Origin of the sequence: uncultured Christiangramia sp. (assembly GCF_913046405.1) — a bacterium.
Taxonomy (GTDB): Bacteria; Bacteroidota; Bacteroidia; order Flavobacteriales; family Flavobacteriaceae; genus Christiangramia; species Christiangramia marina.
This window is the reverse complement of the sequence record NZ_CAJWRQ010000027.1, coordinates 1-21,724: the sequence shown is the minus strand read 5'-3', so window position 1 is coordinate 21,724 and position 21,724 is coordinate 1. Positions and strand designations below refer to the sequence as shown.

The following is a 21,724-nucleotide window of genomic DNA, read 5'->3' as shown; positions in this document are numbered from 1 at the left end:
AGCGTTATTACGATTATATATGGTCAAATTTTTCTTCCGAAGTAGATTCTTAAATACTATTTGTGTTCTATTGCTTATGACTGCCGCAACGGTCAATTCCCAGAATAAAATATCTGGAACCGTTCTTAGTGCCGAAGATTCAACCGCAATCATAGGTGCTTCCATATACTTTGATGGAACCAGTATTGGGGTTTCTTCAAATCAGGATGGGGATTTTGACATCTCCTTTATGGATAATAATTCCGCACTAATAATTACTTCTCTTGGTTACGAAGCGCTTGTATTAGATGCTTCAGAAATATTAAAAAATCCTGTAGATTCAAAATACTACTTACCTTTTAAACGTGAGGAGCTGGAAACTGTTTACCTTGAAACAGACCCATGGAGCAGATCGCGAAAACTTCGGCACTTCAGAAAAGAATTTCTGGGAAGGAACTACGCGATGTACAACTGTAAGATTATAAATGAGGACGCAATTAAGCTTAGATATTCCCCTTCAGAAAAAACTATGAAAGCTACCGCAATTGAGCCTTTAATCATACATAACGAATATTTAGGGTATGCCATTAGTTACAGGCTTGCCGACTTTGAGCTGGGATTCCAGATGAATGCGGTCTACTTCTACCCTATTCCACTTATTTTGCTGGTTCAGCCTACTTTCAGCCACTAGAAAAGAAAATCAGCAGAAAGGTATTGAGAAACAGAGATCGTAGTTACTATGGCTCATCACTGCATTTTATGCGCTCACTTTACAAACATAAACTGGAAGAAAACAACTTCGCGATCTATCATAAACGTTTCCAGGTGCCTACCTACAAATTTTTCAACATTAGCGAGGAAGGAAAAAGTCAAAAAATAGAATTACTTACAGATGAATTGAGCATTCTCTACGATAAAACGGAGCAGTCTGCGATCGTTTCAAAAAATGCGTTTACCATAGATCAATTTGGAAATCCGTCGCCACCAGAAGCCATACTTCTAAAAGGAATAATGTCTGAAAAACGAATTTCAGAACTTCTTCCTCTGGACTATAAGATCAACTAGAAAAGTGTGAATAAAAGTTTGGAATTTAATTCTACCATCAATTAGTATAGTATGTTATTTAATGATCTATCTTCACTCCCTAAATAACTAAAATACAAGATGCTTCTTTTCTGGATATCAACCATCATCGCATTTATAATTATCGCATATATTGTACATAAATTCTTCTTTAAAGATGTTCGAGGGAACCCAGCTGAGGATAAAAGGCTATGGAAATTCTGGGGTATAAGACCGTTTTACTGGCAGGGAGTTTTCCTTATTGCGCTGGGAATTCTTGCACTAATTCTGGCAATTATTAAATGGAGCGGCGTCTGGCCTTTACTTAATTAAACTTAGAATTTCTACGGAAATGTTTATTGTTATTGAAGAACTATTCGAAAAATGATACTTTAGAGGCAAGATACCGTAGTTCTAACCGTTATACTAGTTTGTATAACTAGTCGTTCAAAATTTTATAGCTGTTCCATGAAAAACATTTACAAATTTGCTGCATTTTTAATTGTGTGTTTATGCAGTTTCCAAAGCGCCACAGCTCAAATGAGTGCATCTTTTCATACTAATGCACACTATTCAAAAATTGGTCTGGGATACAATTTCAATGAGAGACTCTGGCTGGACGGTCGAATCTATTCTGGCACCACCATTGAAGGAATCACTCCAGAAGTCAGTTTAAACTATAATTTTATTCAACGTGAAATTTATGAAACCTATTTTGGCGCTGGAGTGGTTTTAAATCATTTAAATGCTGTTGTATTGCAGTCTGGATTACAATTAAAACCGATCGAAAACCTGCGAAATTTCTCATTCATATTGGAAGCGCAGCCACAGTATAATTGGGACTATGAAACATTTTATTTTAATGCCTTTGGAGGGATTAGGTATAAATTCAATTAAAGTCTGAAACTCTGTATTCAAATGCTACCTTATGATTTCAAAATTACTTAAGATGCTCTTTGAACAAAATAAAAAAGAGATAGGCTTTGATTCAAATATCAATTATAATGATAAACACAAGCTAAAAGATGGTGAAAAAATCAATATTAGAACTCCAGAGATTGATGGATATGATAACCTAAAACTCACCAAATGGTTCGTCAAAAATGAGGATTTTGTTTATCATGGTATGATTATTTGTGAACTTTCCAATAAGCATATAACTTTTGAAAATGAAACATTCTATTCAGGCAATATAGAACTAGTGGCTACCATGGATATATATTTAGAAACCGGGGATATAATTTTTAAATTACACGGTTAATAAAGAACTCAAACTACAATCATCAATATTGAATTAATCATTAAATTTTATCAAGCTGATATCATTCCACTATTGTAGAATTTGCGTATAAACAATGCTATTGAAAAAACATTAAAACAATAACTATGCTGAAATTTTTTATCTCTTTTATAATATGTACCTCGGCCATCTCTCAAAATATTAAGGATCAGGCTAATTACCTGGCTATATATGAGCTCGAGCATCAACCTGACTCCACCAATGTAGATTCGAAGAAAAAGGAATCCATGAGGCTATATATAGGAGATCATATTTCCATGTTCGCGAGTAGTGGGACGGTAATAAAAGATTCTCTTCTTGCCAATACAGATCGATCCAATAAAAGTATTGCAGCACTTACAAAGATACAAAGTGAAGCACCGGACACAGATTTCACATATTGGATTTTCAAAAATTCAAAGTCTGGTGATATTAAACTATACGATAAAATCGTGAAGAACACGTATCATTATGAAGAGGTTGAGCCGCTAATGCAATGGAACATCGAACCAGATACAAAAGAAATTGCCGGTTATGACGTTCAAAAAGCTACTACTACATTTCGAGGAAGAGATTATACTGCCTGGTTCACACCAGAAATTCCTATTTCCAACGGACCCTATAAATTCTCCGGACTTCCAGGTTTAATTATTGATATTGTAGATGTAAACAATGAATACTCCTTTAAATTAAAAAGTTTCAAAAAACTTAATCCATCAAGGTTTATTGAAGTTCCTTCAGAAAAATCTATAGAACTTAGTAGGGAAAAGCTAACAGAATTATGGGATAATTATCATCGGGATCCATTTAGCTCTCTGGAGCAGTCAGGAATTACTTTTGGATTTGAAGCAGGAGTGAAAGAAGAATTGATGAAGAATCATCGTGAAGAACGCAAACTAATTAATAATCCTCTTGAACTTGAGTAAAACACTACGATTTACAAATTTTATAGCATTCGATTTCCTTTGAAACGTAAGCTTAAATTTTTGATTTTCGCTGTAGTCTAGAGTGATTACAAAGATATCATACGGAGATTCGTGAAATTTAGAAGAATTGAAGAAATAATACTGACCTACTGGAACTGCATAATTGATAATGAAAAGCTTATTGCTACTTTTAATTTTACTCTTGAGCAGTTGGTATACATCAGCTCAAATTTCCGGGAACGTAAAGAATGAAAAATCTCAAAATTTAAGTGGAGCATCTATTCTACTAAAAAAGGATTCCTCCAGTGCAATTATAGCTTATGCCATAACAGACGCTTCAGGTAATTTTAAGCTTAATATTGATTCTGATCTACCTAAATTTCTATTAGAGGTAACCTACATAGGTTACGGAAAATATTCCGAAGAAATAAAAAGTAGAAATCAATTTGTGGCGATTAAACTGGAACCATCTTCAGAAGCCCTGAAGGAAGTTATTGTAAAATCTGAAATACTTCAGCAAAGAGGTGACACCCTAAGCTTTACCGTTTCAGCATTCAAGGGTAAAGAAGATCGCGTAATTGCAGATGTACTGCGAAAGATTCCTGGAATTCAAATTATGCCTAGCGGGCAAATCAAATATCAAGGTAAACCGATACAGAAGTATTACATTGAAGGATTAGATCTTTTGGAAGGTAAATATAACCTTGCCAATGAAAATCTAAATGTGGAAGCGGTATCAAAGATCGAAATTCTGGAAAATCATCAGCCTATAAAAGTACTCGACTCCCTGGAATTTTCAGATCGCGCTTCTTTGAACATCAAGCTTAAGAAGGATATCACTGTTAGCGGTACGGCTGAACTTGGTATTGGCGCAACACCAATATTATGGCAGGCTAAGGCGACTCCTATGCTGTTCGCTAAAAAAAGACAGACCATTGTGACGTATCAATCTAACAATACTGGCAAAGATTTAAATAGAGAAATTAACGATTTTTCATTCAGTTCAAAGGGTTATGAATTTAACTTGAATGAAGAAAACTGGCTATCGATCCTGAAAATAGCAGAACCACCATTTTCTCAAGAACGCTGGCTGGATAATAACGCACATTTAGGCTCTGTTAACTACCTGAATAAATTGCAGAACGACATTGAATTAAAAACCAACATATCATACTTAAATGACAGACAGGATCGTATCGGAGAAAAGCGTACAAGTTTCTTCACTCCTGGGGATACAGTGAGATTATCCGAAGTAACATCAAATCAGTTTTTTATCGAAAAGATAGATGGAAAAGTGACCTTGGAAAAAAACACTAAAAATGATTACCTTAAAAATCAGCTGGAATTTAAAAAGACCTGGAATTTAGATCTTGGTGATCTTGAAACTACCGAAAGCTCTATAATTCAGTCAAATAGTTCACCCTTTACTGCAATTCGAAACAGACTCGATGTAATAAAGCCAATCGGAAAACAACTGATAGATTTTAATTCCAGTATAGCTTACAAAAACACAGATCAAAGTCTCAAGATACAACCCGGTCCCTTTATTGAACTTATCAATGACTCGGTAAACTATCCCAGTTTCGAACAGGATCTCGTAGAAAAGCAGGTGTTTCTGGATCACTCTGCCGGGATTAGAAAAGCTTTTGGTGCATTCACCATATCTCCTAAAATTGGATATAGTTACCAAAAGAGGATTCTTGAAACCAGTATAAGTAAAGAAGATATATTCACCGATCGGCGATTTCTCAATGAACTGGATTATGAAGATTCTGAAGCTTACCTTAAGAATACACTAAGTTTCGAAAGCATTGACGAAGTATGGAAAATCCAACTTTCAAGTCCGCTAAAATATAAGTCGATCCAGTTAGATACATTTGGTGCTCAAAGGTCTGAGATCAACCGACTGCTTTTTGAACCTCAACTATCTCTATTTAAAAAGATTTCAGCCAACTGGGAGGCCTCCATATCTGGTGGACTAAATTATGAGTTCGGAGATATAAAAAGATTATTCCCGGGTTACGTCGCGACCAACTATAGAAATATCCAGCGGTACGAAAATCCAATCTTAGAACAGCAAAATCAGAATTACAGAACTCGTTTGACTTATAGGCAACCACTATTTCAATTTTTCGCGAATGCTTCCTATAATTATCGAAGAACAGCTAATAATCTACTATTTACTTCAAAAATAGCGCAAAATGGACAGACAGTAGTAGGCGCAATTGCAGCTGACAATATTTCCAGCGCTCATGTTTTCAATTTTGATACTAGCAAATTCTTTGGCAAAATTCAAAGTACAATTAAATTAAATTCCAGCCTTAGTTTCAGCTCTCAGGACAGAGTCTTAAATGAATCGAAAGTGCAAGTAGAAAATAGATCAGTAAATTTTGCCCTATCAATAGATTCTGAAATTACTGAATGGATGAGTATAAATTATAACTCCAGTTTTACTTTTTCCCGTTTAAGTATTGATGCTGAGCCACTTCAGAATATAAAGAATATGAAACATCTATTAGCTACATACCTTTTTCTGAAGGACAATCAATATATTGATATTGAAGTCGAATACTATGGTAATGATTTTGAAACTAATAATGATAACTACTTTCTGAATATAGGTTATCAGTACTCTATAAAAGAAACCGGACTAGATCTGAATCTAAGCTGGAATAATATCTTGAATACAAAAGAATATGTAGATATCTATGCATCAGAATTTAGTTACATAGAGAACCGTTATATGTTGAGACCCTCGCAAATACTAGCTTCTGTAAAATTTTCCTTTTAAAGAAAGACAACCACAGATATTTGATTACGAGTACTTTATCTGAAGGACTTAGATTAAAATTATTTTTTCGGAAAAAAGCTGTAACAAACTAATGTTTAATTCGTTGTAATAATACACCATGAAAAAATATAATTCATGATCAAAATTATTGTAAGCCTTGCTATGCTTTTAGCAAGTAGTATTGTCACATCACAAAATCAACCACAAAACATTCAGACTCAACTGGACTCGATCTGGAAGACCGACCAGGATATAAGATTCGAGCTCATAAAACTTCAGCAGGAAGGGAAAATGAATTCAGATGAAACGAAGGAACTGGTGCAACAAATGAAAACCCAGGACTCTGTAAATCTGGAAAAGGTTGAAAGTATACTTCAGAACGGATGGCCAGATGATCTCAACATGCAAGGGAATCAAACTATTTTCCTGGTGATTCAGCATGCGGATCTACAAACTCAAAAAGAATATTATGCGGTAATTGAAAAAGCTGTGCAGGATAACAAAACATTCCCCGCGAACCTGGCTCTCTTAAAAGATCGAATGGCCCTTCGTGAAGGTAAAAAACAAATTTATGGTAGTCAGATTTTTATCGATTCCAATACCGGTAAGAAGTACGTACAGCCTCTTCAAAATCCTGAAGGAGTAGACAAACTACGCGCTGAAGTTGGCTTACCTTCCATGGAAACTTATTTGCAACAATCATTTCAAATGGACTGGAACCTTAAAGAATATTATAAGAATTTGCCAGAGATTGAGAAACTGCTTGAAGAAAGGAAGTCGGCGATATAAAGTTTTAGATACATATCTTGACTATCAGTTAAAAAATTTGGAACATCATTGGTAATTTTAAAAGTTCATTTTAAGTTATTTTTGGAAAAAGATAAATAGATAACTACACACCTAATGCCTGCTACCAAAAGTAAAATTCTTATTCGAACCCTCCTTTTAGCTGGTACGGTGATATCGCTTTATTTTGTTCCATGGATACTCATCTGGGCGTGGATACTGCCATTACCGGACACCGTGCAGGAACAATTAAACGAAGGTATCGAGCATGGTTTTGATGGCACTATAGTATATATTCAGCAGGGAGATCACCCAGCAGAATATTATGCAGCCGGATGGCATGACCGCGACCGCATGATTAGAGCTTATCCCGAAGCTTATTTTAAAATTGCGAGTATTGGCAAACTGTATGATGCGGTCGCAATTACGAAACTGGTAGCCGAAGACCTTATATCTCTAGATAAAAGTATCCTTGAATACTTTCCTGAGTTTGCCGGCCGAATCGAGCATGCTGAAAATATCAGCGTTCGAATGCTGGTCCAGCACCGAAGTGGTATCCCGAATTTTACTGATGTCCCGAACTTCTGGATGCATCCGCCGGAAAATGAAGAACAAACCCTGGAACTATTCCTTGACAAACCAGCCAGTTTTGCACCGGGAACAGATTATGCCTATTCAAATTCGAATTATTTCCTGTTAGGTTTGCTCATGGAGAAGGTTACCAAAAATTCCAAAGCACAGGTGATAGAGAAAAAAATCCTTGAACCCCTGAAACTTAAAAATACTTTTTTCAGCCTGAATGAGATTGATCTGGATAAACTAATGAGCGGTTATTATGTTGGAGTTGAAGATGATATCAAGTCTACTAATTACCATTCGATGATCGCTACAGCGCAGGATGTGGGAATCTTTATAAAAGCGCTGAACACTGGTGAAATCCTTACCAAAGAGGAGAATGATATCTATTCTTCCATCTATAAATACGATCATACCGGATTAATTCCTGGTTACCAGAGCATTGCAAAATATCATGAAAATATCGATACGGTAGTGATCCAGTTCGTTAATACCGCAAATTTTGATGGCTATACCTGGAGTATTTCTGAAATTGTTTATGGCCGAATTCTAAAAATATTAGAGAAGCGCGACTAAGATTTATCTATTTGCCTGCAATAATTTCAAGTGTAAATGCTGTAATAGCATGATCGATTTACCATCCTTAATTTCTCCCGATTTAATCATTTTCAACGCATCAGAAAACTTAAGTTCAAGGACTTCAATGTCCTCCTGTTCTTCAGCGACACCTCCACCCTCGCCTATTTTCATTTCTTCATGATATTCAGCTATAAAGAAATGTACAATCTCGGTCACCGAACCAGGAGACATATAAGCTTCAAAAACCTTTTCGAAATTGGAAATCTCATACCCGGTTTCCTCCTGCGTTTCTCTTCGAATACAATCTTCAGCATTATCCATTTCCAATAATCCCGTACAGACTTCGATCATCATCCCTGAAGGGTTACCGTTCAAAAACGTAGGCATTCTAAACTGCCTGGTAAGAATTAAAGTTTCATTCTCTAAATTGTATAAAAGAATCGCGGCGCCATTTCCGCGATCATAAGCTTCTCTACTTTGATTTTCCCAAATACCGTCATTTCTTCGGAAGTCAAAATTCACCTTATTAAGCGTAAACCAGTTATCAGATAAAATTTCTACTTCTAAATTATCTACTCTTTCCTGTTCCATGTCTTCGGAAAATTTTAAACATGCAAGATACTGAGCAGTTTCCATTCGAAATCGTGAAAACCAGTTATTGTGCATAAAAACTTCAATTGGTTGAATTACAAATAATTTGCTAACTTGAACTTCATTGAAAATGAATGTTTTACGAAAATCACAAGGCATGTCTGTAGAGCGAGGTCCCAAAAGTTTACACGAGCACAATAAATCATTACTGTATTCACAAAAACCTAAGTTCAAGGAAGATCTTCGGGACCCGATCAATAGTGATCGTATACGTTTGGATGGTGTCAAATTCAGAAATTACTCTTCAGAAGAGCTTGAGCAGATATTAGCTGAAATAAAACTTAATGCTGCCCGGGATCTCCAACATCAATATAAGTTGATGGTTATATCTTCGATCATTTCCCTTTTGATCATGCTCTTTTTAAAGTATAAATTAGATCAAAGATTCAGCATCGTAGAATCTGCAGCTACCGATCTACTATAATCACTTAGATTTCCTGACTTCAGAAAACAGTAATTATAAATAGCCAGCTATCTGGACCATAAATCTTATATTTCAGCTATAAAAAATTTAGAGAAATACCAATGAAGAAAATCTTAGCAAGCCTATTATTACTACTTACACTTAGCTTAAATGCACAGGAAATTTCAGAAAAAGAAAACCAGGATGATTATCTACATGAACTAATCGCAGATCTGGTTCAAAAAGATGAAATTACGAAGGATCCTGTCATCATTTTAAATGAACAACTTCTAACAACCGAGGCTTTGGATACACTGAACATTTCAAAATTCGAAATAACCTCTTATGCCGTTATCAAGAAAAATCAGGAAGATGTCGAGGACAAATTTGGTAAACAAGGACTGAATGGAGTGCTCATGATCAAAACCAAATCTTTTCAGGAGACCCTAAGCGATGAAGATTATCTGGCGAAAGAGGATGTTTTGTATCTGATTGATGGTAAAGCCACACATAGCTCGATGCTTAAAAATATGGATCCGGAAACCATTGCTAAAATTGATGTTTTGAAAGATCAGGATTCTATCGCAAAATATACAGATGAGGAAGTCAATGGAATTATAAAGATTCAGCTAAAAAAAGGGAGTAAGTAACAGTGTACTGCAATGCGTATTATAAACTTTATAATTTTTACTAAATTGAAGGAAGTTTAATAAAAGTATTGAATCATGAGTAAACCAGACTTCAGTAATCTACGCTGTATCTATATTAATTGTACTCTAAAAAAATCACCAGAGGAGAGCCATACTTCTAAATTGATAGAACTTTCTGCAGAGATCATGCGGCGGGAAAATGTGGAAGTGGAAGAAATAAGGGTTGTCGATCATGATATTGCTACTGGTGTGTATCCCGATATGAAAGAACACGGTTGGGATAAGGATGAATGGCCAGCTATTTATGATAAGATCATGGCTGCCGATATCTTAGTTCTTGGAACTCCTATCTGGCTTGGAGAAAAATCTTCCATTGCGCAGAAACTTATCGAAAGATTATATGCCATGAGTGGTGTTCAAAACGATAAAGGTCAGTATGTCTTTTACGGTAAAGTTGCAGGCACGCTTATCACCGGGAATGAAGATGGAATCAAACATTGTGCGATGGGGATTCTTTACTCTATGCAACATGTTGGTTTCAGTATTCCTCCTCAGGCCGATGCAGGCTGGATAGGTGAAGTTGGGCCTGGGCCAAGTTACGGTGATACCGAGTGGAAAGACGATAAACTTGATCCACCAGCTGGTTTTGGAAGTAATTTTACTAATAAGAATACTACTTTCATGACCTATAATTTAATGCATTTAGCGTCCACTCTCAAAAAACAAGGCGGTTATCCTGCTTATGGAAATTCGGCGGAAGGCTGGGAAGATGGTAAGCGCTGGAATTTTGAAAATCCTGAGTACAGCTAAATGTAATTCCAGAATATAATTAATGAGAATCGTTTTGAACTTTTTGCTTTTCCAGAGAAATATTATTTTCACAGCCTTGCCTATCTCTCTACTGATTGCCGCTCTAACTTCTGAATTTTCAAATTTTGGATTCTTCTACTTTCTTACCAGTGTTTTGATTCACCTCAGTGTTTATAGCATCAAACCTCCTAAAGAACTATTTTTTTATTTAAATAACGGAATCTCCAGAGTTCAGCTCTTTTTGAGTACAATTCTTATTTCGGTTTTAATGATCCTTATATCGCAGCTTTTTGAGTAAACTTGAACTGGATAGTGTACAAAAGACTTATGATGGTCAAAAGATCCTGAACGATGTTTACCTACAGTGTTCAACTGGAGAAGTGGTTGGTTTGCTGGGAAGAAACGGAAGTGGGAAATCAACGCTACTGAAGATCATGTTTGGGTCATTAACGGCTGACAGCCGGTTTCTAAGAATAGACGAAAAGGTTTATACAGGCTCAAAAACGATTCGTGATATTAAGTATTTACCGCAGGATAGTTTTTTAATTAAAAGTATCAGTGTAAAGAGTACTATCAATTTATTTCTTAGCGGCGAGTATAGCCGAATAGTTCTGGAATTACCTATAGTGAAGCCGTTATTGCGAGAACGAGTAGGCCATTTAAGTTTTGGACAAAGAAGAACCCTGGAAGTTCTGCTTTTACTTTTTTCTGAATCCAGGTTTCTATTGCTGGATGAACCTTTTAATGGACTCAGTCCTACCAGCAGAGAAGTAATTTCGAAACTTATCCAGGAGAGAAAAGAACATAAAGGCATCATCATTACAGATCATGATTACCGCAATGTAATTTCACTATCAGATCGAATCATGCTAATGGAATATGGTAATCTTCGGAAAATTGAAGATCTGGATGGCTTAACTTCGTACGGTTATCTCACTTAGAACTTTTGTAAATTAAGCCTTGCTCGTACTGAAATTTCAGAAAAAGCATTAAATCGTAACTTTAGGCAAAAGAGGCTATGAAAAATCATTACAATTTGTACTTGTTATTACTGCTTGCATTAACAATGACCGCATGCGGACAGACAATAAAAGATAACACAGACGAGAAAACCTATACTTTTAAAGACGGCGATCCAAACGGAATTGGAAAGTGGTATATGGGTAGAGAGATCGCGCATGTCATGGGTTACCAGGGAATAAACTGGCTGGAAAGATCTGATCGCGAAAAAGAGGAAAATACAAGTCAGTTGCTGAAGAACATGAATATCCAGCCTGGTGATACGATCGCTGATGTTGGTGCCGGCAGTGGTTATCATGCTTTTAAAATGGCGAAATTGGCTACCGAAGGTTTTATTTATGCCATAGATATACAGCCGGAAATGCTTCAGGCGATTTCAGTAAAGCAGTCAGAACAACAAGTAAATAATATTCAAACCATTCAGGGTTCAGAAAAAAGTATTAACCTGGATGAGAATTCAGTTTCAAAAATATTGCTGGTGGATGTCTATCATGAATTTAATTTTCCGAAGGAAATGATAGAATCCATGCATAAATCTCTGATTTCTGATGGTAAGATCTATCTGATCGAGTATAAAGCTGAGGATGCGAACATTCCAATCAAGGAAATTCATAAAATGAGCGAAAAACAGGCGGTAAAAGAATTTGAAGCTTCCGGTTTTAGACTAGAGCAGAATATTGAGAATCTACCCTGGCAGCATTGCCTGATCTTCGTAAAGGAAAAAATGAACTAGTTCTGCTGAAAAAATCTAATAAATCTATAAATTCAGCAATTCTAAATCCAGATCAATCTGAGAAAGTTTTTTAACCTATGACGTGGAAATACCTGTTTCTAAGCATCTTTGTGAGTTTTATGTTCTATGCACCCAACTCATATGCGCAACTCCCGGATATCGAGATCATGCATGAGCGCAGAGGGGATAAAAGTATCGAGTTCAGTTACCGGAAGAATAAACCGGGTACATACTATCTAAAGTTGGAGTTTCCAGATCTTAAAAACACCAACCACGGTGATCACAAACAGATCCTGGATCATGACTATGGCAATCTTACCGTATTGCGTCCAATTAATCGGGAAGAGGAAATAGGCTATTCCTATACCTTCTCCTATATACGGGGCATTCCAAATCCTGAAGTGGACTCAACTTTTAAGTACTTGTTACCTCTGAAAACTTCAGGAACCGCCAGAATAGTGGAGACCACGCAAAATAATGCAGCCGAAACCCAGGAGGTGCTTCCAGGAAACTGGATATCCTATATAATCACAAAAGGTGAGAGTTTTCCTGTTCACGCAATGAGGGAAGGTGTAGTTGTAGAAGTACGAAATTCAAAATCTGATAGTATTTCCCAAGATGTAAGAAGTAGTATTATTGTTGAGCATAAGGATGGAACCTATGCAAATTACCAGGGATTGGAAGATATAAAAGTTCTTCCAGGAGAAGAGGTAAATCCAAACCAATATCTTGGCGAAGCTCAGCAGTTCGAAGACCAGAAATACCGACTTGATTTTTCCATAAATTACATTTATAGTGAGAAATTCGAAAAAAACCGCCAGATTGCGTTGAAACAGGATGAGGCTAATTTTAAATTCCTGAAGCCGGTTTTCTATGCTAAAAATCATTCTGGAACTATCGATTCTGGCAAAGAATATACCATGGAAATGACTCAGGAAATCTTTACACAGGATTTTTCTAAAAGAGATCTTAGAAAATTTAAAAAGGATCCGTCACAGTTTAACTGGTCAAATTGATTAGCCTTAATTAAATTGTAATGAGTAAATATCTTTGATCAAGAAAAACGAGATTTTATATGTGGAGTACTATCATCATCATTTTTATCATTCTAACCCTCGTTCTATGGATCTGGGCACTTGTGGATATTCTAAAAACCAGGTTCAGTTCTCCCATTATGCAGGTCTTTTTAATCCTTATGATCTTTTTATTTCCTGTAATTGGATCACTTGTATACTTTCAATTCAAGCATAGGTTTACGGATTCAAAAAGAAGCTTTGAACCTGTTTTCAAACCGAGAAATTAGCATTCAATTTCTACATTCTTCTGAAGTTAAGCTTAATAAAGAATGCTGCTACCGGTATAAAATTTTCTTCGGAAGTAGTCAACAGTCTTCCTGGCTATCAAATTTGTTGTAGTATGATAGTTTTCTGAAACATTTTCCTATTTTCGTCGGAAGGTGAAGCCCTTATGAATAAACAGAAATCAAGAATTAAACAGGCCCGGATCTTAAGGATTTTCAGAAAGATACATCGTACTATGGGTGCTTTTTTATTCTTTTTCTTTTTTATCGTATCCATCTCCGGAATCCTTCTGGGAGCCAAGAAAAATACTGCTGGCTATATTCTTCCAGAAACCCAAACCGGGCAAACTTCAAATTTTGAAGAATGGAAATCTATAGCTGTTCTGGAAAATATTGCACAACAAACATTGAAGGATTCAGTTTCATCTTTATTATCCCACGATATTGACAGGATGGATATTCGAAAGGAAAAAGGTATTGTAAAGTTTCTTTTCAAAGACCATATTCACGAGATACAACTTGATGGTACTACTGGTGAAGTACTAAATATTGGCCAGAGAAGATCTGATGTTATCGAAAATATCCATGATGGTTCTATTGTAGATGATTACCTGGGCACCGGTGGCTATTTTAAATTGGTCTATTCTGTTAGTATGGGAATTGCATTACTAGTATTTACCATTACCGGATTCTGGCTTTGGTATGGTCCCAAAAAATTGCGTAAGACCGGCAGATAATCTATTTTAAAAGCTTCTCTCCTACTTCGTAATGTATATAGTTTCGCTTCATCCATAAATATCCAAAGCAATCTATTAAAGGTTTGATCAACCTGTTTCGCAATCCAAACTTTGCAGTTCCTGCTATTCTTGGATAATGGCGAATTGGGATCTGAATCACTTTTCCTCCCTGTAACATGATCATTGCCGGTAGAAACCTGTGTAGTCCTTTAAAAAAGGGAATTCGCTTAGCGTAATCTGTATGCATGATCTTTAGTGGACAACCCGTATCATACATCCCGTCGTTTGTGAAAAAGTTTCTGACGTTATTGGCTACCGTGGAAGAAAGGTTCTTTTTAAAAGAATCCTTCCGCTGATTCCTGTAGCCATTTACTAATTGATAATTATTGATTTCCTTGAGCAGAACTTCAAAGTCTTCAGGATCTGTTTGGAGATCAGAATCTATATAACCAGTAAGACTTGTGGATACATGATCGATCCCAGCTTTGATCGCCGCACTCAAACCGGCGTTTTTCGTAAAAGATATGTAACCGAAATGTTCAGATCTTTCACAGATTTCCCTGACCATTTTTAAACTATGATCTGTTGACCCATCATTTACCAGTAATATTTGAGTGGGAACACTGGATTTTTCTGCATACTCTCCAAGTTTCTGCTCAACGCGGAGCAAGTTCTCTTCTTCGTTATATAAGGGAACTATAACAGTTAATTGGTGCATTCAGAAATCTTAGTCAATTAATATATGAAAATCTTAAACTGCCGCAAATATATAAATATTGCTTAATAGTAGTTCCCATATGATTCCGAAGCATAAAAAAACCGACAACACAAATGTTGCCGGTTCCATTTGTCGAGATGACAGGATTTGAACCTGCGACCCCACGCCCCCCAGGCGTATACGCTACCAGACTGCGCCACATCTCGATTGCTTAGCAAAAATAAGCTGGTTTTGTAGAAATATCAAAATAATTTCGAGTAAACAATAGCCTTACTAAAGGTCCATTTCTTCCATAAAAGTATCTGGATGAGCTCCAGTACGCGTATTATCTTCCAGACCATCAATTTCAGCTACCTCATCGTCTGTTAATTCAAAGTCGAAGACATCAGCATTTTCCTGAATTCGCTGTTTATGTACGCTCTTCGGAATAGTTACAACTCGCTTTTGCAGATCCCAGCGAATTACTATTTGTGCTTCAGACTTTCCGTATTTTTCAGCAATAGTTCCAATAAGCTCATTCTCTAGTATTTCTCCTCGCATAAGTGGTGACCATGCCTGATACTGGATCTTATTTTTCTTGCAGTAGTCAAGTATATTCTGCTGAATAAGCTTAGGATGAAATTCGTTTTGCAAGACCATTGGCTGCACTCCTCCGAGTTCTTTAATACTCTCCAGGTGATGGATCATACAATTACAAACTCCAATAGCTCTAATTTTTCCTTCCTGGTACAGCTCCTGCAAAACTTTCCAGGATTCCAGATATTTACCAGGCTTTGGCCAGTGAATCAGGTATAGATCCAGATATTCCAGTTCCATCCTTTCCAAAGTCTCTTCAAAAGCTTTACGTGTGGTTTCAATTCCCTGATCTTCTATCCAAAGTTTGGAAGTAATAAAAATCTCCTCTCTAGGAATACTGCTTTTCCTGATTGCTTCGCCTACTCCCTTTTCATTTCCATAAAAAGTTGCGGTATCTATCAATCTGTAACCAGTTTCCAAGGCCGCTTTAATTGCCTTATTTATCTCTTCTCCATTATCAGCTTTATAAACACCAAGACCTAAACCTGGCATTTTATAACCGTTATGCAATTCTATTTTATTACTAATGCTTTCTATCATCATCTTTTTTTTTAAAGTTAAGAGTAAGCGAGGAACATCTGATTCTCTAACTAGACTTTAAAAATTCTTTAACCTCTTTAAGATAAATTTCAGGTTTTTCAAGCCAACCATAATGACCACAGTCTTCCATTAAGATCAATTTTGAATCTTGGAAAATACTATCTGCATAGATCGCAATATCTTTATGAACAATCTCATCTACACCGTTCAGGATCAAAACAGGTTTATTAAACTTTTTCATTTCTTCGGAAACATCAAAATTAATGAGGTTCATATTCGCCCAAACCTGAGAATTGATTGCTCGATCTGTATTCATAAGCCTTTCTGCTACTTCTGAAGTTCTGGTGGAATCATTTAAATAAGCGATCGCCATTAGTTTCGCCCGTTGGTAAAGAGTCTCCCGCAGAGTATCACCAAAACTTATTTTCATAACCAATTGATTTAATTCATCGCGCTGGGATCTGCTCAATCTATCCTGAAGATTTGGGTAATCTCTCAATCTTAGATCCATGCCACCTGAGTGTGACTGTATCATCGCGCGTACTCTTTCAGGATATTTCGCCGCATAGGCATAAGCGAGCATTCCTCCAAAGGAATGTCCAAGTACGATCCAGTTCTCATATCCCAGGTGTTTTCTTAAAACCTCAATATCTTCCACCATAAGGTCGATGGTGTAGTCGGCATCGTTATTAGACAGAATTTTCGAATTTCCAGTACCTCTTTGATCGTAAGTGATAGTTCGATTATTTTCTGAAAGCAATTGTGCCAGTTCTCCAAAACCATCGCTTCCAATCCCAGGACCGCCATTTATGATAAGAACAGGGTCTCCAGCCCCATACGTACTGTAATGAAGTTTGCCATCTTTGTACTCGATCGTTTCTTCAGACTGAGCATGAAAATTATTAGTGATAAGAAATAGAAAAGTCAGATGGAAAAGCAGTTTCATAAGATTGAATTTGATTAAAAATACGTATTTATTGCGTTGGCCTGCTTTACAACGCAGCATGGACAATTTTAGTTCAGGCTTGTCGCAAATCGCTTAATATGATTATCTTCACCCCGGTTTTGCCCAAATCAACTTCTATGAATAGATCACATTTACTTTTCCTGTTCTTCTTTGCATTTTTGAAGATGAACGCACAGCAAATTACCGAAAAGAACACAGATAGTCTTTATTTCCAGGGACTGGAACTCTACCAGAATAAGCAATATCAACAGTCTTTACAATATACGAACCGGGGATTACAACTTGCTCCGGAATATCATGATATCAGAATTTTAAGGGTTCGGAATTTATGGGCGCTGGATAGTATTGTTCAGGCTACTACAGATCTTGAATTTCTCATGCAGAATGCCCAGGATTATCCAGGTGTTAGAGAACTTACCGTTCGCCATACCAAATTATTAAAGGATCCTGAAGATGCTTTAGCTTACCTTGAACAACTGGAGAAAACACAGAGTTTAAGTGCGAATATGCTTATCCTCAAATCTGAACTTTTACTTCAGAATAAGGATAAAAGAGCGTCCAGAGAGATCGCTTTAGACCTTTTTAATAATCGTGAACTGGATCAAAACAAGCGATATGTCCTTCAGAATATATTAAAGAGAACCATTAGAGATGAGATTGGAGTAAATTATCAATATATTTATTTTAGCGACGAATATAATCGTGATAACTGGCAAACCATTAGCCCGGAGTTTCAGCATTATTTCAACAGCAGTGCAGTGATCGCCCGGGTAAATTATATAGATCGTGGTTATGACCAAAGTACTTTATATGAGCTGGAATCTTACCCTGTTTTCAGCAATAAGGTTTATGCATTTCTAAACCTAGGAATTTCAGACGGAACTTTATATCCAGACCTTAGAACCAGCGCCTCTTTATTTGTAAATATCTTCTCGATCTTTGAACTGGAAACCGGAGCGAGATTACTACATTTCTCAGATGAAGATTATTACTCCGGAATTCTGGGACTTACGATGTATAAAGGTAAATTCTATATCAACACCAGAGTTTTCCTTGGGCCGGAAATCAATGATCAGTTAACCCAGAACTACCAGTTAAATGTTCGTTACTATCTTAATGATGCAGATAATTTCTTCTTCTTAAGACTTGGAACGGGTATCTCGCCAGATGAAACCACAATTTTTACGCAAGTACAAGAGAATCCCTCTCTTGAAGCATATTATTCAAATCTTGGCTTGAATTTCACCATTGGACCTCATCATATTTTCCAGGTAGGTGGCGGTTATTTGTTCGAAGATATTACTTCAAACAGACAAGGTGATCAATTCATTGGTAACGTTGGCTATCGCTATAGATTCTAGGTGTCGGAAACTTTAAATCCTTTTCTGGTCATCGTACCCCAACCAGATTTTATACGGAAGACCTTCTTGTAATAACCCTTCATTTGTCCATATACCAGTATTGGATGATAGAGGAATGGTTCGAGATAAGCAGCTAGAAGCAGTTCTATAACCTGCTTGGGCTTGGTGTAATGATTAAAGTTCTTGACATACATGAAGATAGCAGCGGTGGAAAAGATACATCCTACAATGTAAGCTGCTGTAAACAATAGCACTGCCATTGTCCAATTGATCATTCCGAAGAAAGCAAAAGCGATAATACAAATGATTCCCAGAAATTCTATAATAGGCGCTCCAAACTCGAAAAACAGCCAGTAAGGATAATAGAAAATTCCCATGTAACGATACTTAGGATTAAAAAACAATTTCCTGTGTATCTTTAGGGTTTCCCAAAGTCCCCTGGCCCAGCGATCCCGTTGCTTAATTAAAATATCATAATCTGGCGGCCCTTCTGTCCAGCATAAGGTTTCCGGTAAATAAACCACTTTATAGGGTAATTCCTTTTCTTCCATCAAACGTCTTAAGCGAATACATAACTCAAGATCTTCTCCAACTGTTTTTGCGTCAAATCCACTTACCTCGATCACCCTCTTCCTGGGATACATTCCAAAGGCTCCAGATACGAGCATGAGTCCGTTTATCTCACTCCAGGCCATTCTACCTAACAGAAATGCCCTAATGTATTCGACGACCTGTACCATAGGCACCAGATTATTAGGCAAACGCAGTTCTTTCATCACCCCGTTCTTTACTACCGAATCATTCGCAATTCCAATTCCTCCACCACAGGCGATTATTTCACTGTGATATTCTTCCAGGTAAGGTCTAACCATTTTAAGCAAGGCATCCTGCTCGATGATACAATCTGCATCTGTACAAACCACCAGTTCTGATGTTGCAAAATTGATCCCGGCATTCAGGGCATCTGCACGCCCACCATTGTTTTTATCGAGTACGGTTAGATGCGTGTACTTCGAAAGCGTACTCTTATAGACATATTTAACGGTCGCTGTAGGAATTGGCTGCGTAATAAAGGTCGCATCTCTTCTCTCCAGTTTAAATTCCTTGATGAGTTTTTCCAGTGAATCGTCTATACTTCCATCATTTACCAGGATGAGCTCGTAGTATGGATATTGAATGGATAATAAGCTTTTTACATTCTCAATTATGGTAAGACCTTCATTGTAAGCAGGCGCAATAAGTGATACCGAAGGAATATCTGTAGCACTTACAATATCATTCACCTGCAGGAATCGCGATTTCTTCTTATTACGGCGTATGGCACGATTAGCCAGGACCACTCCTGCGAAATACATCGTCATTAGCGCGATCCCGTAAGCAAAGAAAAAATAGTTTGCAGCAAGGAATACGTATTCCCCGCTAAAAAACCTTTCTATATCATTCAACATTTAAATTTGAATTTTCAGGGTATTGTTGGTAATAGAATTCCTGGACCTTCTCTTTATATCCATTGTTCCAAAGAATTTCAGCAACATTTAGTTTAAGTTCTTCATTATTTCCGTTAAGCTGTCTCAGGTAGAAGTCCACGTCGATATCAGAATTATCATAGATATAATTTAAAAGTTGCGCCTGCTGTACAGGATCTGCTACTCTTTCGTAGACATCCTTGATATAATCCATTCTTTCCGTAGACAAAGCAAAGGTCTGTATACAGTAAATAGCAGTTTCACGTACCTCATAATCCGTATGCTCCAGATGTTCCATGATAAACGGGATTTCGGTATGTAGTTCAAATTTTCTAATAATTCGCATAACCAGTTTCTTACCAAAAAGCTTGTCGGTCTTATAAGCTCTTTTTAACCATTTCATCTCTGGTTTGGGATACAGATCATAGAGTTTTTCGACGATCTTTATTTGTTGCCATAGAGTGATATTTCGTTTAAGGTAAGGAAGAAACCTGAGGGATTCCCATCCCATAAATACAACCATAGCGATCTGTGCTTCTCTTCGCACGAATACGTTCCTGTGATTCTGAAATTTAAAGATCTCATTCATGTGCTGAGACTGATTCATCTCGTAGATCTCCCGAATTCCACGAGCCTTGGAATACCATCCCCACTTGGAAATTTTGGTGAATGAAGCATTGTAAGGTGGGATTTGCGCATAAAGCTTCTTAAGTTTGAGGTAGTTCTCTCCAAGAATAGTTCGCTGGGTACGTATCATTAAACGAATAAGATACTGTACGTTGTTTCTATTGCCTTTACGTATTCCAACAGCTTTTAAGCGATCATTGATCTCACTAATGTGCAAGGGGTCATCTACATTGTTATAAAGATAGCGGCTTACAATATCAGCAAAAGTATATTCGATACGCTCCAGTGCCCGCATACGATTCTTTCTATAGATCATGGTGACCGCTATGGAAATCCAGTAAACGACTAGGATCGCCAGCACGCACTTGATAAAAAGTAAAACTCCCCCTTCGGTCATGAATATGCCTGAATTGTTGATTCGATTTCATCCAGATCTATAGGCACTGCGTAAAAGCCAGTGATATCCTTCAATGCGAAGATCTCCTTTTTGATCTTGTCCTGTCCCATGTTCGTAACCACTAATAAGTTCTTATGCGGAATAACTTCCTGCACCTGAGCTACAAATTCTAAAGGTGCAATTCCTTCAAAAAGAATGTCTGTGATAATGAATTCAAAATCACTTTCCTGATCCTCTATGGTAAGTGCGTCCAGTGATCTTATAGCCTTGCAATCAAAATGGTTCACGGTTACAAGCCTTTCCAGAATCTTTAAAATAATAATATCTTCCTGGATGACCAGAACTTTTCGCATGCTCTCGATTTAAGCTGAAATATACGTAATAGGTCGTTCAACAGTAAAAAATAATACAATTAGGTAGATAAAAAGCACAAAATTAAAAAATGAGTAAGAAAAATCTTTCTATATTAAATTTGTTTTACATAGTGAATCAGGAATTTTCAACCTTGGAGAAGCACTTTCATAATGTATAAGCTGCTTGTTTTTAAATGATTGTAAAGAGTATTAGAAGGAGATTATAATGGTTAGCCCGACATGGTTTGTGACTAAGAGAATTTCGTGGTATACGCAATTAAACCTCCATTTTCATATTAATTCTATTGGTCTACACTAAGGTGCAGCTCAACGAAGGTAAACCCTGCTTAATCGAATTAAGGCGTTTAAACTCCACTTTTATGGCATCTTTGATTGACTAAAATAATTCCCTATGAAACGTAAGTTAAATATCCTTT

General features: G+C 36.8%; 25 protein-coding genes and 1 tRNA gene. 18 read left to right on the top strand and 8 right to left on the bottom strand.

The window, feature by feature from the left end; translation table 11 throughout:
- Positions 1–19 precede the first annotated feature (19 nt).
- The 9 genes from QZ620_RS05450 to QZ620_RS05410 all read left to right on the top strand — a co-directional run bounded on the left by QZ620_RS05450 (position 20) and on the right by QZ620_RS05410 (position 7,975).
- A complete protein-coding gene (locus tag QZ620_RS05450) occupies positions 20–670 on the top strand; it encodes a carboxypeptidase-like regulatory domain-containing protein (protein ID WP_295179812.1) in 651 nt (216 codons plus the stop codon).
- Positions 671–693: 23 nt separating this feature from the next.
- Positions 694–1,044: a hypothetical protein gene (locus QZ620_RS05445; RefSeq protein ID WP_295179810.1), complete on the top strand. Its 351-nt coding sequence runs from the start codon at positions 694–696 to the stop codon at positions 1,042–1,044.
- Positions 1,045–1,143: 99 nt separating this feature from the next.
- On the top strand, positions 1,144–1,374 hold the full coding sequence (locus tag QZ620_RS05440; protein WP_295179809.1) for a hypothetical protein: 231 nt from the start codon (positions 1,144–1,146) through the stop codon (positions 1,372–1,374).
- Between the two features lie 207 nt (positions 1,375–1,581).
- Positions 1,582–1,938 carry a hypothetical protein gene (locus QZ620_RS05435; RefSeq protein WP_295179808.1) on the top strand — a complete coding sequence of 119 codons (357 nt, stop codon included), beginning with the start codon at positions 1,582–1,584 and terminating at the stop codon, positions 1,936–1,938.
- A gap of 31 nt (positions 1,939–1,969) precedes the next feature.
- Positions 1,970–2,302, top strand: coding sequence for a hypothetical protein (locus QZ620_RS05430; RefSeq protein WP_295179807.1), 333 nt, complete (start codon positions 1,970–1,972; stop codon positions 2,300–2,302).
- Between the two features lie 125 nt (positions 2,303–2,427).
- The gene (locus QZ620_RS05425) at positions 2,428–3,246 is read left to right on the top strand and encodes a GLPGLI family protein (RefSeq protein WP_295179806.1); all 819 of its coding nucleotides are present in this window, start codon (positions 2,428–2,430) and stop codon (positions 3,244–3,246) included.
- 202 nt (positions 3,247–3,448) lie between these two features.
- Positions 3,449–6,037 carry a carboxypeptidase-like regulatory domain-containing protein gene (locus QZ620_RS05420; protein ID WP_295179804.1) on the top strand — a complete coding sequence of 863 codons (2,589 nt, stop codon included), beginning with the start codon at positions 3,449–3,451 and terminating at the stop codon, positions 6,035–6,037.
- A gap of 135 nt (positions 6,038–6,172) precedes the next feature.
- Positions 6,173–6,826, top strand: coding sequence for a DUF6624 domain-containing protein (locus QZ620_RS05415; protein WP_295179802.1), 654 nt, complete (start codon positions 6,173–6,175; stop codon positions 6,824–6,826).
- 114 nt (positions 6,827–6,940) lie between these two features.
- Entirely contained in the window at positions 6,941–7,975 is a 1,035-nt protein-coding gene (locus QZ620_RS05410; protein ID WP_295179800.1) for a serine hydrolase, read from the top strand.
- 3 nt (positions 7,976–7,978) lie between these two features.
- Here QZ620_RS05410 and nudK read toward each other — a convergent pair whose 3' ends face one another.
- On the bottom strand, positions 7,979–8,569 hold the full coding sequence (gene nudK / locus QZ620_RS05405; RefSeq protein ID WP_295179829.1) for a GDP-mannose pyrophosphatase NudK: 591 nt from the start codon (positions 8,567–8,569) through the stop codon (positions 7,979–7,981).
- Between the two features lie 130 nt (positions 8,570–8,699).
- On the opposite strand from nudK, the gene QZ620_RS05400 reads away from it, so the two are divergent.
- The 8 genes from QZ620_RS05400 (at position 8,700) to QZ620_RS05370 (ending at position 14,282) form a co-directional block, all read left to right on the top strand.
- Positions 8,700–9,053: a hypothetical protein gene (locus QZ620_RS05400; RefSeq protein WP_295179799.1), complete on the top strand. Its 354-nt coding sequence runs from the start codon at positions 8,700–8,702 to the stop codon at positions 9,051–9,053.
- A gap of 101 nt (positions 9,054–9,154) precedes the next feature.
- Positions 9,155–9,682, top strand: coding sequence for a hypothetical protein (locus QZ620_RS05395; RefSeq protein ID WP_295179798.1), 528 nt, complete (start codon positions 9,155–9,157; stop codon positions 9,680–9,682).
- Positions 9,683–9,757: 75 nt separating this feature from the next.
- The gene (locus tag QZ620_RS05390) at positions 9,758–10,492 is read left to right on the top strand and encodes a flavodoxin family protein (protein WP_295179796.1); all 735 of its coding nucleotides are present in this window, start codon (positions 9,758–9,760) and stop codon (positions 10,490–10,492) included.
- Positions 10,493–10,782: 290 nt separating this feature from the next.
- Positions 10,783–11,433 carry an ATP-binding cassette domain-containing protein gene (locus tag QZ620_RS05385; protein ID WP_295179794.1) on the top strand — a complete coding sequence of 217 codons (651 nt, stop codon included), beginning with the start codon at positions 10,783–10,785 and terminating at the stop codon, positions 11,431–11,433.
- A 77-nt stretch (positions 11,434–11,510) separates the two neighbouring features.
- Positions 11,511–12,245 carry a methyltransferase domain-containing protein gene (locus QZ620_RS05380; protein ID WP_295179792.1) on the top strand — a complete coding sequence of 245 codons (735 nt, stop codon included), beginning with the start codon at positions 11,511–11,513 and terminating at the stop codon, positions 12,243–12,245.
- Between the two features lie 77 nt (positions 12,246–12,322).
- Positions 12,323–13,261 carry a M23 family metallopeptidase gene (locus QZ620_RS05375; RefSeq protein ID WP_295179790.1) on the top strand — a complete coding sequence of 313 codons (939 nt, stop codon included), beginning with the start codon at positions 12,323–12,325 and terminating at the stop codon, positions 13,259–13,261.
- 59 nt (positions 13,262–13,320) lie between these two features.
- Positions 13,321–13,548 carry a PLDc N-terminal domain-containing protein gene (locus QZ620_RS13855; RefSeq protein WP_366935442.1) on the top strand — a complete coding sequence of 76 codons (228 nt, stop codon included), beginning with the start codon at positions 13,321–13,323 and terminating at the stop codon, positions 13,546–13,548.
- A 164-nt stretch (positions 13,549–13,712) separates the two neighbouring features.
- Positions 13,713–14,282, top strand: coding sequence for a PepSY domain-containing protein (locus QZ620_RS05370; protein ID WP_295179788.1), 570 nt, complete (start codon positions 13,713–13,715; stop codon positions 14,280–14,282).
- A 1-nt stretch (position 14,283) separates the two neighbouring features.
- On the opposite strand, the gene QZ620_RS05365 is transcribed toward QZ620_RS05370, so the two are convergent.
- The 4 genes from QZ620_RS05365 to QZ620_RS05350 all read right to left on the bottom strand — a co-directional run bounded on the left by QZ620_RS05365 (position 14,284) and on the right by QZ620_RS05350 (position 17,062).
- A complete protein-coding gene (locus QZ620_RS05365; protein WP_295179786.1) occupies positions 14,284–15,000 on the bottom strand; it encodes a glycosyltransferase in 717 nt (238 codons plus the stop codon).
- A gap of 132 nt (positions 15,001–15,132) precedes the next feature.
- A tRNA-Pro gene (locus QZ620_RS05360) sits at positions 15,133–15,206 on the bottom strand.
- A 67-nt stretch (positions 15,207–15,273) separates the two neighbouring features.
- Complete coding sequence (locus tag QZ620_RS05355) at positions 15,274–16,119, bottom strand: aldo/keto reductase (RefSeq protein WP_295179784.1); 846 nt, start codon at positions 16,117–16,119, stop codon at positions 15,274–15,276.
- Between the two features lie 43 nt (positions 16,120–16,162).
- Positions 16,163–17,062, bottom strand: a complete 900-nt coding sequence (locus QZ620_RS05350; RefSeq protein WP_295179782.1) for an alpha/beta hydrolase — start codon at positions 17,060–17,062, stop codon at positions 16,163–16,165.
- Between the two features lie 137 nt (positions 17,063–17,199).
- Between QZ620_RS05350 and QZ620_RS05345 the strand changes: the two genes are divergently transcribed.
- Positions 17,200–18,444 carry a YaiO family outer membrane beta-barrel protein gene (locus QZ620_RS05345; RefSeq protein ID WP_295179780.1) on the top strand — a complete coding sequence of 415 codons (1,245 nt, stop codon included), beginning with the start codon at positions 17,200–17,202 and terminating at the stop codon, positions 18,442–18,444.
- Here QZ620_RS05345 and QZ620_RS05340 read toward each other — a convergent pair.
- The 3 genes from QZ620_RS05340 to QZ620_RS05330 are packed head-to-tail and all read right to left on the bottom strand — an operon-like array spanning position 18,441 to position 21,287.
- Entirely contained in the window at positions 18,441–19,892 is a 1,452-nt protein-coding gene (locus QZ620_RS05340) for a glycosyltransferase family 2 protein (protein ID WP_295179778.1), read from the bottom strand. The two genes, QZ620_RS05345 and QZ620_RS05340, sit on opposite strands and share 4 nt — an antisense overlap.
- A complete protein-coding gene (locus tag QZ620_RS05335; RefSeq protein ID WP_295179777.1) occupies positions 19,882–20,934 on the bottom strand; it encodes a hypothetical protein in 1,053 nt (350 codons plus the stop codon). The genes QZ620_RS05340 and QZ620_RS05335 overlap by 11 nt, the downstream gene beginning before the upstream one ends.
- Positions 20,931–21,287, bottom strand: a complete 357-nt coding sequence (locus QZ620_RS05330; protein ID WP_141878209.1) for a response regulator — start codon at positions 21,285–21,287, stop codon at positions 20,931–20,933. The genes QZ620_RS05335 and QZ620_RS05330 overlap by 4 nt, the downstream gene beginning before the upstream one ends.
- Between the last annotated feature and the right edge of the window lie 437 nt (positions 21,288–21,724).

Bases quoted from the DNA above. Each gene is read 5' to 3' on its own strand.
- QZ620_RS05430 (WP_295179807.1), top strand. From the start codon at position 1,970: ATGATTTCAAAATTACTTAAGATGCTCTTTGAACAAAATAAAAAAGAG.
- QZ620_RS05355 (WP_295179784.1), bottom strand. From the start codon at position 16,119: ATGATGATAGAAAGCATTAGTAATAAAATAGAATTGCATAACGGTTAT.
- QZ620_RS05435 (WP_295179808.1), top strand. From the start codon at position 1,582: ATGAGTGCATCTTTTCATACTAATGCACACTATTCAAAAATTGGTCTG.
- QZ620_RS05380 (WP_295179792.1), top strand. From the start codon at position 11,511: ATGAAAAATCATTACAATTTGTACTTGTTATTACTGCTTGCATTAACA.
- QZ620_RS05345 (WP_295179780.1), top strand. From the start codon at position 17,200: ATGAATAGATCACATTTACTTTTCCTGTTCTTCTTTGCATTTTTGAAG.
- QZ620_RS05390 (WP_295179796.1), top strand. From the start codon at position 9,758: ATGAGTAAACCAGACTTCAGTAATCTACGCTGTATCTATATTAATTGT.
- QZ620_RS13855 (WP_366935442.1), top strand. From the start codon at position 13,321: ATGTGGAGTACTATCATCATCATTTTTATCATTCTAACCCTCGTTCTA.
- QZ620_RS05410 (WP_295179800.1), top strand. From the start codon at position 6,941: ATGCCTGCTACCAAAAGTAAAATTCTTATTCGAACCCTCCTTTTAGCT.
- nudK (WP_295179829.1), bottom strand. From the start codon at position 8,569: ATGGAACAGGAAAGAGTAGATAATTTAGAAGTAGAAATTTTATCTGAT.
- QZ620_RS05330 (WP_141878209.1), bottom strand. From the start codon at position 21,287: ATGCGAAAAGTTCTGGTCATCCAGGAAGATATTATTATTTTAAAGATT.
- QZ620_RS05340 (WP_295179778.1), bottom strand. From the start codon at position 19,892: ATGTTGAATGATATAGAAAGGTTTTTTAGCGGGGAATACGTATTCCTT.
- QZ620_RS05450 (WP_295179812.1), top strand. From the start codon at position 20: ATGGTCAAATTTTTCTTCCGAAGTAGATTCTTAAATACTATTTGTGTT.
- QZ620_RS05425 (WP_295179806.1), top strand. From the start codon at position 2,428: ATGCTGAAATTTTTTATCTCTTTTATAATATGTACCTCGGCCATCTCT.
- QZ620_RS05350 (WP_295179782.1), bottom strand. From the start codon at position 17,062: ATGAAACTGCTTTTCCATCTGACTTTTCTATTTCTTATCACTAATAAT.
- QZ620_RS05440 (WP_295179809.1), top strand. From the start codon at position 1,144: ATGCTTCTTTTCTGGATATCAACCATCATCGCATTTATAATTATCGCA.
- QZ620_RS05365 (WP_295179786.1), bottom strand. From the start codon at position 15,000: ATGCACCAATTAACTGTTATAGTTCCCTTATATAACGAAGAAGAGAAC.
- QZ620_RS05415 (WP_295179802.1), top strand. From the start codon at position 6,173: ATGATCAAAATTATTGTAAGCCTTGCTATGCTTTTAGCAAGTAGTATT.
- QZ620_RS05395 (WP_295179798.1), top strand. From the start codon at position 9,155: ATGAAGAAAATCTTAGCAAGCCTATTATTACTACTTACACTTAGCTTA.
- QZ620_RS05335 (WP_295179777.1), bottom strand. From the start codon at position 20,934: ATGACCGAAGGGGGAGTTTTACTTTTTATCAAGTGCGTGCTGGCGATC.
- QZ620_RS05370 (WP_295179788.1), top strand. From the start codon at position 13,713: ATGAATAAACAGAAATCAAGAATTAAACAGGCCCGGATCTTAAGGATT.
- QZ620_RS05400 (WP_295179799.1), top strand. From the start codon at position 8,700: ATGAATGTTTTACGAAAATCACAAGGCATGTCTGTAGAGCGAGGTCCC.
- QZ620_RS05375 (WP_295179790.1), top strand. From the start codon at position 12,323: ATGACGTGGAAATACCTGTTTCTAAGCATCTTTGTGAGTTTTATGTTC.